The organism is Streptomyces sp. BE303 (genome assembly GCF_036290945.1).
Lineage (GTDB): Bacteria > Actinomycetota > Actinomycetes > Streptomycetales > Streptomycetaceae > Kitasatospora.
On sequence record NZ_JAQYWZ010000422.1, the window covers coordinates 1 to 8,583 of the forward strand.

At 72.8% G+C, this 8,583-nt stretch carries 8 protein-coding genes, 1 pseudogene and 1 riboswitch; of the genes and pseudogenes, 5 read left to right on the forward strand and 4 right to left on the reverse strand.

The features are described 5' to 3' along the window. A pseudogene (locus PUR56_RS08115) lies at positions 1–233 on the reverse strand (N-acetylglucosamine-6-phosphate deacetylase); the annotation flags it as partial. Further along, on the reverse strand, positions 230–1,177 hold the full coding sequence (locus PUR56_RS08120; RefSeq protein ID WP_329877169.1) for an ROK family protein: 948 nt from the start codon (positions 1,175–1,177) through the stop codon (positions 230–232). The gene PUR56_RS08120 and the pseudogene PUR56_RS08115, both read right to left, overlap by 4 nt. A 367-nt stretch (positions 1,178–1,544) precedes the next feature. Between PUR56_RS08120 and PUR56_RS08125 the strand changes: the two genes are divergently transcribed. The 3 genes from PUR56_RS08125 (at position 1,545) to otsB (ending at position 3,958) form a co-directional block, all read left to right on the forward strand. Further along, positions 1,545–2,786, forward strand: coding sequence for an extracellular solute-binding protein (locus PUR56_RS08125; protein WP_329877167.1), 1,242 nt, complete (start codon positions 1,545–1,547; stop codon positions 2,784–2,786). Between the two features lie 10 nt (positions 2,787–2,796). Further along, positions 2,797–3,030: a DUF3263 domain-containing protein gene (locus PUR56_RS08130; protein WP_327679814.1), complete on the forward strand. Its 234-nt coding sequence runs from the start codon at positions 2,797–2,799 to the stop codon at positions 3,028–3,030. An 85-nt stretch (positions 3,031–3,115) separates the two neighbouring features. Further along, a complete protein-coding gene (gene otsB / locus PUR56_RS08135; RefSeq protein WP_329877163.1) occupies positions 3,116–3,958 on the forward strand; it encodes a trehalose-phosphatase in 843 nt (280 codons plus the stop codon). On the opposite strand, the gene PUR56_RS08140 is transcribed toward otsB, so the two are convergent. Together PUR56_RS08140 and PUR56_RS08145 are read right to left on the reverse strand one after the other, a co-directional pair. Further along, positions 3,942–5,411 carry an alpha,alpha-trehalose-phosphate synthase (UDP-forming) gene (locus tag PUR56_RS08140; protein ID WP_329948400.1) on the reverse strand — a complete coding sequence of 490 codons (1,470 nt, stop codon included), beginning with the start codon at positions 5,409–5,411 and terminating at the stop codon, positions 3,942–3,944. The genes otsB and PUR56_RS08140 overlap by 17 nt on opposite strands. A 38-nt stretch (positions 5,412–5,449) precedes the next feature. Continuing rightward, on the reverse strand, positions 5,450–6,457 hold the full coding sequence (locus PUR56_RS08145) for a glucosyl-3-phosphoglycerate synthase (protein ID WP_329948401.1): 1,008 nt from the start codon (positions 6,455–6,457) through the stop codon (positions 5,450–5,452). Positions 6,458–6,606: 149 nt separating this feature from the next. After that, positions 6,607–6,741: riboswitch (SAM riboswitch) on the forward strand. A 17-nt stretch (positions 6,742–6,758) separates the two neighbouring features. On the opposite strand from PUR56_RS08145, the gene thrC reads away from it, so the two are divergent. Both thrC and PUR56_RS08155 read left to right on the forward strand, forming a co-directional pair. Next, positions 6,759–8,039, forward strand: a complete 1,281-nt coding sequence (gene thrC, locus PUR56_RS08150) for a threonine synthase (protein WP_329877157.1) — start codon at positions 6,759–6,761, stop codon at positions 8,037–8,039. A gap of 79 nt (positions 8,040–8,118) precedes the next feature. Next, the gene (locus PUR56_RS08155; RefSeq protein WP_329877155.1) at positions 8,119–8,397 is read left to right on the forward strand and encodes a ubiquitin-like small modifier protein 1; all 279 of its coding nucleotides are present in this window, start codon (positions 8,119–8,121) and stop codon (positions 8,395–8,397) included. The last annotated feature ends 186 nt before the right edge of the window (positions 8,398–8,583 follow it).

Genomic DNA, 8,583 nt, shown 5'->3' on the forward strand with positions numbered 1-8,583 from the left:
GAGGCGTAGGAGGCGCCGCCGCCGCCGTGGACGTGCAGGTCGACGAAGCCGGGGACGACGGTGTACCCGGTCAGGTCGAGGTCACCGGCCGTGGTGGCGCCGCCGAGACCGGCGATCCGGGTGCCCTCGACGGCGAGACGGTCGCCCTCGACGATGCCGCCGGGCAGGACCAGCCGGGCGCCGGCCAGTGCGGTTCGCCGCGGCAGGGCCGCAGATTGATTCCGCGCGGTCACGCGGTCACCTCCATCGAGAGCAGATCCCAGGCGAGCAGGCCCGCGCCCAGGGACGCGGCGGTGTCTTTGAGCATGGCCGGTACGACCTCGGGGGGCATCTGGAAGGTCAGACGCTCGGTGACCGCGGCACGCAGCGGGGTGAAGAGGGTGTCCCCGGCTTCGGCGAGCCCGCCGCCGACGATCACCGTGGACGGGTCGAGCAGGCTCTGGGCCAGCACGATGCCGTCGGCCAGGGCCTCGACGGCGCGCTGCCAGACCGCGACCGCGCGGGCGTCCCCGGCGTCCACCGCGACGGCGCAGGATGCCGCGTCGGCGTCGGGGTCGCCCACGGCCTCGGCCCAGGCGCGGGAGACGGCGGAGGCGGAGGCGAGGGTCTCCAGACAGCCGCGGGCGCCGCAGCCGCACTGGGGACCGCCGGGCCGGACCACCACGTGGCCGATCTCGCCGCCGTAGCCGTGGGCTCCGGCCTCGATCCGTCCCCGGATGCCGATGGCGCCGGCGATACCGGTGCCGAGGGCGATGAAGAGGAAGCGTTCGACGCCCCGGCCGGCGCCGAGCCGGCCCTCGGCGAGACCCCCGGAGCGCACGTCGTGGCCGAGGGCGACCGGCATGGCGCCGCCGTCCGCCGCGGCCAGGCGCTCTCCCAGCAGCTTGCGCAGCGGAAGGTCGCGCCAGCCGAGGTTGGCGGAGAAGACCGCGATGCCGTTCTTCTCGTCGATCGTCCCGGGGACGGCGACTCCCGCCGCCACGGGGGCGACGCCGAAGCGGCTGCGGCCTTCGTCCGCCAGGTCGGCGGCGAAGTCGAGGATGGCGGCGACCACGGCGTCCGTGCCGTGTTCCCGCCCGGTCGGGCGTCGTGCTTCGAACAGCACGGAGCCGTCCTGGGCGAGCAACGCGGCTTTCATGCCGGTGCCGCCTACATCGAGTGCGATGACGTGCTTCACGGAGGACAGTTTCCCTTGGGTGGGTCGGAGAGGTCTAGTCCAGTTGTCGGATTGGTCTGGTCCAGCGGGGTGAGCTTTGTCGCAGAAGTATGCGGTGTGCGGCGCTTTGCACGAACCGGACCGGATCCCTTGAGGCCGGGTCCGGCGGGTCGGACGGCCGAATTTCATTGCGCATCGTGCAACGACCTCCGCACTTCGATAACTACCCGGCGCGGACCGGCCACAGGTGTGGACCACTGAGTGGCCTGTTTGGCACCCTTGCCGCCTCCCCCCGGCCGGATCCCCCCGATCCGGTTCGTCGCTCCCGCAAGACTCCCCCTCGAAGGCGGTACCCGCGTTGGACAGGCGCGCCAAGGTCCCCACCCGGTTGTCCGGCATCGCACTGGCCGGAGCACTGGTGCTCACCGGCTGCGGCGGCAAGGACGACGGCCCGATCACCCTCCGGCTGGTCGCGGCCGACTACGGCGAGAGCGCGGAGACCAGTTCCAAGCTGTACTGGGACGACCTCGCCCGGCGCTTCGAGACCGCCAACCCGGGCATCAAGGTGGACGTCCAGGTGGAGAGCTGGACCGACATCGGCAAGAAGGTCGACGACCTGGTCAAGAGCGGGAAGTCGCCCGACCTGCTGCAGACCGGCGGCTTCGCCGACCAGGCCGGCGCCGACCGGCTCTACACCGCCTCGGACGTGCTCTCGCTGGAGACCCAGGCGAACATCATGGAGTCGTTCTCGCACGCCGGGCAGGTGCTCGGCACGCAGTACGGCATTCCGTTCGTCTCCTCCTCCCGGGTGCTCTTCTACAACAAGGCGATCTTCCAGAAGGCCGGCGTCGACAAGCCGCCGACCACCTGGAACGAGCTCAAGCAGGCCGCCGAGAAGATCAAGGCCAAGGTGCCGGGCGTGACGCCGTACGGGCTCCCGCTCGGACCGGAGGAGGCCCCGGCCGAGTCGATGCTGTGGACGTTGAGCGGCGGCGGCAGCCTCTCCGACGACGTCGGCAACTACACCATCGACAGCACCCAGAACCAGGCGACCTTCAACTGGCTCAGGACCAACCTGGTCGCCACCGGGCTGACCTACCCCGAACCCGGCAAGATGAACCGCACCCCCGTGTTCAGCGACTTCGCCGCCGGGAAGGTCGCGATGCTGAACGGGCACCCGACCCTGCTGCGGATGGCCGCCAAGGGGAAGATCGACTTCGGCACGACGGCGATCCCGAAGAAGGACGGCCTGGCGAAGACCGGCAGCCTCGGGGTGGCCGACTGGATGATGGCCTTCAAGGCCAACGGGCACCGCAACGAGATCCGCAAGTTCCTCTCCTTCGTCTACGCGAAGGACAACCAGCTCAAGTTCGACGAGACCTACAACCTGCTGCCGGTCACCCAGGACGCCTTCGACGCGATCAGCAAGGACCCCAAGCACGAGGCCCTGAAGCAGTTCGCGGCCGGGCTGGGCAACGCGAGCTTCTACCCGTTCGGCGACCCGGCCTGGGTGGAGGTCTCCAACCGGATCAAGGCCGGGATCGGGGCGGCCGCGACCGCCGACCCCAAGCCGGTCCTGGAGGACCTCCAGCAGACGGCCGTCAAGGAGGCCGCGAGGCTCCGCAAGTAGGCTGGCCGGCATGGGCGCGGGTGAGCTGGACGAGCGGGACCGGGCGGTGCTGGAGCTGGAGGGCCGGTCGTGGCGGACGGCCGGCGCCAAGGAACGGGCCGTCCGGGAGGAGCTGGGACTCTCCAGCACCCGGTACTACCAGCTGCTGAACGCGTTGCTCGACCGACCGGAGGCACTGGCGCACGCGCCGGTGCTGGTGAACCGGCTCCGGCGGGTCCGGGACGCCCGGCGCGCGGCACGGTAGGCGGGCGCCGCCCCGGCGCCCGACCCGGGAGCCCGACCGCCGCGTCGACGGATGACCCCCGTCCGGCCCGGGTACGGTCCCTGTCATGGGCCTTGCTGAGATTGCGCGACCGCTGACGGACGACGGACGGGCGGGCTTGGCGGCGTTGCTCGAAGAGCCGCGGGCGGCGGTGGTCGCCCTGGACTTCGACGGCACGCTGGCACCGATCGTGTCCGACCCGAGCCGTGCCCGGGCGCACCCGGGCGCGGCGGACGCCCTGCGCGGCCTGGTGCCGCACGTCGGGGCGGTCGTGGTGGTGACCGGGCGCCCGGCCGGGCTGGCGGTGGAGTACGGGGGCTTCGCCGAGGTCGGCGGGGTGGTGGTGCTCGGGCACTACGGCGCGGAGCGGTGGGAGGCCGGTGAGCTGACCGCGCCGCCGGTGCACCCCGGGGTGGCCGCGGTCCGGGCGGCGCTGCCGGACGTCCTGGCGGCGGCCGGGGCGCCGGACGGGACGTGGGTGGAGGACAAGGGCCGGTCGCTGGCCGTGCACACCCGGCGGACGGCCGAGCCCGCCGTCGCGTTCGAGCGGCTGGTGGAACCGGTCGGCGCACTGGCGGCCGAGCACGGCCTGGTGGTGGAGCCCGGTCGGCTGGTCCTTGAGCTGCGACCGCCGGGGGTGGACAAGGGGGCGGCACTGGAGGGCTTCCTGCGCGAGCGCGGCGCCCGGTCCGTGCTGTACGCGGGGGACGACCTGGGGGACGTCGCGGCCTTCGCGGCCGTGGAGAAGCTGCGCGGGGAGGGCCTGGCCGGCGTGACGGTCTGCAGCGGCGCGGTGGGGGACGCGCCGGTGCGGGAACTCGCCGACCGGGCGGACCTGGTGGTCCCGGGCCCGGCCGGCGTGGTGGAACTGCTGGCGGCACTGGGGGAGGAGCTCAGCGCAGGGCGTTGAGCTGGTCGAGGAACCACTGCTGGGGCGGGAGCGCGGTCGCGGCGGCCACGAGCCGCTTGGTGCGGTCGGCGCGCTCGCCGGCCGGCATGGTGAGCCCGGCGTGCAGGGCCTCGGCGGTGGCGACGACGTCGTACGGGTTGACGGTGAGCGCGTCCTCGCCGAGCTCGGCGTGGGCACCGGCCTCGCGGGACAGGACGAGGGCGCAGCCGTCGTCGGAGACCACCGGGACCTCCTTGGCGACCAGGTTCATGCCGTCCCGGATCGGGTTGACCAGGGCGACGTCGGCCATCCGGTACGCGGCCAGCGAGCGCGGGAAGTCGTCGTCGACGTGCAGGATCACCGGCTGCCAGCCGGGGGTGGCGAACTCCTCGTTGATCTCCTCGGCCAGCGCCTGCACCCGGGCCGTGTAGGCGCGGTACTCGGCGAGGTCGGTGCGGGACGGGTAGGCGAAGGCGATGTGGACCACCCGGTCGCGCCACTCGGGACGGGTGCGCAGCAGGTGCCGGTACGCCTGGAAGCCGCGGACGATGTTCTTGCTCAGCTCGGTGCGGTCGACCCGGACGACGGTCCGGCGGTCGCCGACGGCGGCGCGCAGGGTGGCGAGGCGGTCGTCGACGTCCGGGCGGTGGGCGCGCTCGCGCAGGAAGCCGGCGTCGGCGCCGAGACCGTGCACGCCGAGGTGGGTGGTGCGGCCCTCGTGGGTGACGGTGAGGGCGTCGCGGTCGACGGCGGCGCCGAGGACGGCTTCGCAGCAGTCGGCGAACGCGAGCGCCCAGCGCCGGGTGAGGAACCCGGCCCGGTCGGCGCCGAGGATGCCGGTCAGGACGGTCTCGGCGATGTCGTCGGGCAGCAGCCGGAAGTACTCGGGCGGGGCCCAGGGGGTGTGCGAGAAGTGGCCGATCCGCAGGTCGGGGCGGGCGGCGCGGAGCAGCGCCGGGGTCAGCGAGAGGTGGTAGTCCTGGACCAGGACGGCGGCGCCGGGTGCGGCCTCTGCGGCGAGGGCCCCGGCGAAGGCGGCGTTGTACGCGGTGTAGGCCTGCCACTCGGTGCGGAAGCCGGCGTCGAAGGCGGGCGCGGTCGGGGTGTCGTACAGCAGGTGGTGGATGAACCAGAGCGTCGAGTTGGCGACGCCGTTGTAGGCCCGGGCGAAGGTCTCCGGGTCTATGTCCAGCATCCGGACGGCCTGCCCGCCGACGTCGTGGCCGGCCCGGTCGAGGCGTCCGTCGGGGGCCTCCCGGGAGGCCCTGCGGTCGGCGTCGGAGAGGGCGGCGCAGACCCAGACGGCGTCCGGGTCGTCGATGGCGGAGAGCCCTGAGACCAGGCCGCCGCCGCCTCTGCGGAGGGTCAGCGTGCCGTCGTCCGCGGTGCCGAAGGACACCGGTCCCCGGTTGGACGCCACCAGGACGGGGGCAGTGCCGGTCGAATTCGAACGTTCGGTCGTGAGATCGCCCATGGTTGGTTGGTTGCCGGGGGTCCCGGGTCGCAAACCCCTCAGCGCCGGGTGGCGTATTCGGGGACGGTGTGCATCGGCGGGCGCTCGGTGGCGGTGACCGGGTGGGTGTGGGCCGTGAAGGCGCGGGTCTCCGGGTCGCGGGTGAACTGGGTGAGCAGCGGGTGGACCAGGTCGGCGGCGGCCTTGAGCCGGTGGGTGCGGTCGAGCCGCTCCAGGGCGGTGCGGTAGATGGTGGCGGCCATCCGGCCGAGCGCCTGGCCGTCCTGGTGCCGGTGGTGGCGGACGCCGACGTCCACCTGGGCGAGCGCGTCCAGCCCGGCCGTCTCCAGGGCGTCGACGAGCAGGCCGAGTTCGACGCCGTAGCCGGTCGGGAAGGGCAGGCGTTCGAGCAGGGAACGGCGGGCCGCGTACTCGCCGCCGAGCGGCTGGACGAAACCGGCGAGTTCCGGCCAGTGCAGGTTGAGCAGGGGGCGGGCGACCAGTTCGGTGACCCGGCCGCCGCCGGCCGGGACGACCGCCCCGTCGGTCTCCAGCGGGCGGTCGTACATGGCCTTGACCAGGTGGATGTCCGGGTCGGTGAGCAGCGGGCCGACGATGCCGGAGACCAGGGCGGGATCGAACGCGCGCAGGTCGGCGTCGACGAAGCAGACGATCTCACCGCGGGTGACCAGCAGCGATCGCCAGAGCACCTCGCCCTTGCCGGGGGCGGCGGGCAGCCGCGGGAGGATCGTGTCGCGGTGGACGACGGTGGCACCGGCCTCGGCGGCGACCGCGGCGGTGGCGTCGGCCGAGCCGGAGTCGACCACGACCAGTTCGTCGACCAGCGGCAGCCGTTCCACCAGCTCGCGGCGGATGGTGCGGACGATGTCGCCGACCGTGGCCTCCTCGTCCAGGGCGGGGAGGACGACGCTGACCGTGCCGGCCGGGCCCAGTGCGCGCTTGGCCGCCAGCAGGACGTCCACCGGGCGGTCGGCCGCGCTCCACGAGCGTCGGCGCAGCCAGGACGCCGTCTCGGGGAGGAGCGCGGGGATCGGTTCGGCGGGCACTGTTCTCTCCTCGGCGAGGTGGGATGGGACGGGTCATCTCGCGTGGCGGACGATCCCGTTCGGGGTTGACGCCTTCGGATACAGTCTTCGTACAGCGGTCGCACCTTCGCACGCCGGGGTCTCCGCTGAGCATGACCACAACTTCACAGAGCTCATCCAGAGGGACTGAGGGAACGGCCCGTTGACGTCCCGGCAACCTTCTCGCGCGGCTGTTGTCAACAGCGCCGGCGGGACAGGTGCCAATTCCGGCCTGTGGCGCGCCCGCGTCACGGGGAAGATGAGGAGAGAGGCCTCCGCCATCATGGCTATCGACACCGCCGCACCCGTCACCGTTGACCTCGGCCCCGCCGCCGCGCTGTCCTGTCGCGAGTGCGGCACCCGGTTCCCGCTCGGCCCCAGCTTCGCCTGCGTGGAGTGTTTCGGCCCGCTGGAGATCGCCTACGAGTTCGGCAGCGAGGGCGCGGAGGAACTGCGCAAGCGCATCGAGGCCGGTCCGGCGTCGATCTGGCGGTACGCTCCGCTGCTGCCGGTGCCGGCCGACGTCGCCTCCAAGCCGAACCTGAACCCGGGGTGGACCCCGCTGGTGAAGGCCGACAACCTGGGCCGCGAGCTCGGGTTCACCGCCCAGCTGCACATCAAGGACGACTCGGGCAACCCGACCCACTCCTTCAAGGACCGCGTGGTGGCCTGTGCCATCGAGGCCGCGCGGGCCTTCGGCTACACCACGCTGTCCTGCTCGTCGACCGGCAACCTGGCCGGTGCGGTGGGCGCGGCCGCGGCCCGGGCCGGCTTCAAGTCCTGCGTGTTCATCCCGCACGACCTGGAGCAGGGCAAGGTCGTGATGGCCGGGGTGTACGGCGGCGAGCTGGTCGGCATCGAGGGCAACTACGACGACGTGAACCGCTTCTGCTCGGAGCTGATCGGTGACCCGGCCGGCGAGGGCTGGGGCTTCGTCAACGTCAACCTGCGGCCGTACTACGGCGAGGGCTCCAAGACGCTGGCGTACGAGATCTGCGAGCAGCTGGGCTGGCGGCTGCCGGAGCAGATCGTGATCCCGATCGCCTCGGGGTCGCAGCTGACCAAGATCGACAAGGGGCTGCAGGAGCTGATCAGGCTCGGCCTGGTCGAGGACCGGCCGTACCGGGTCTTCGGCGCCCAGGCGGCGGGCTGCTCGCCGGTGTCGGCGGCGTTCAAGGCCGGCCACGACGTGATCCGGCCGGTCAAGCCGGACACCATCGCCAAGTCGCTGGCGATCGGCAACCCGGCCGACGGCCCGTACGTGCTCGACATCGCCCGGCGTACCGGTGGCGCGGTGGAGGACGTGACGGACGAGGAGGTCGTGGCGGCGATCCGGCTGCTGGCCCGGACCGAGGGCGTCTTCGCCGAGACCGCGGGCGGGGTGACCGTCGGCGTGCTGAAGAAGCTGGTCGAGACGGGACAGCTGGACCCGTCGAAGGAGACCGTCGCGATCAACACCGGAGACGGCCTCAAGACGCTGGACGCCGTCTCGGAGGCCGGCATGACCGCTGTGATCCGGCCGACGCTGGCGTCGTTCCGCGACGCCGGCCTGGCGTCCGCCTGACCGGCCCGGACCCGTCCGGCACCGGCCCTCGCCGTCCTTCCCCGGTACACCCCCGCCCCGCAACGAGGAGAAGACCCCCATGAGCGCCAACGTCCGCATCCCGACCATCCTGCGCACCTACACCGGTGGTGCCAGCGAGGTGTCCGCCGAGGGCGCCACCCTGGGTGACGTCATCGCCGACCTGGAGAAGAACCACGCCGGGATCGCCGCGCGCATCCTCGACGACACCGGCAAGCTGCGCCGTTTCGTGAACGTCTACGTGAACGACGACGACGTGCGGTTCGCCGAGGGTCTGGCCACGGAGATCAAGGACGGCGCGAGCGTCTCGATCATTCCGGCGGTGGCGGGCGGCTGCTGAGCGCCTTTTCGCCGTTCCCGGCCGTGGGGGGGGGGGGCTTTCGCGCCCCGGCCCCCGCCACCCCGACACTTAACCCCCCCGGGTACTCAAACAACCCCCCCAACAACCCGCCCGCCCGTGCGCGGCGCCTAACCCCCCCCCCCCCACGGCCGGGAACGGCGAAAAGGCGCTCAGCAGCCGCCCGCC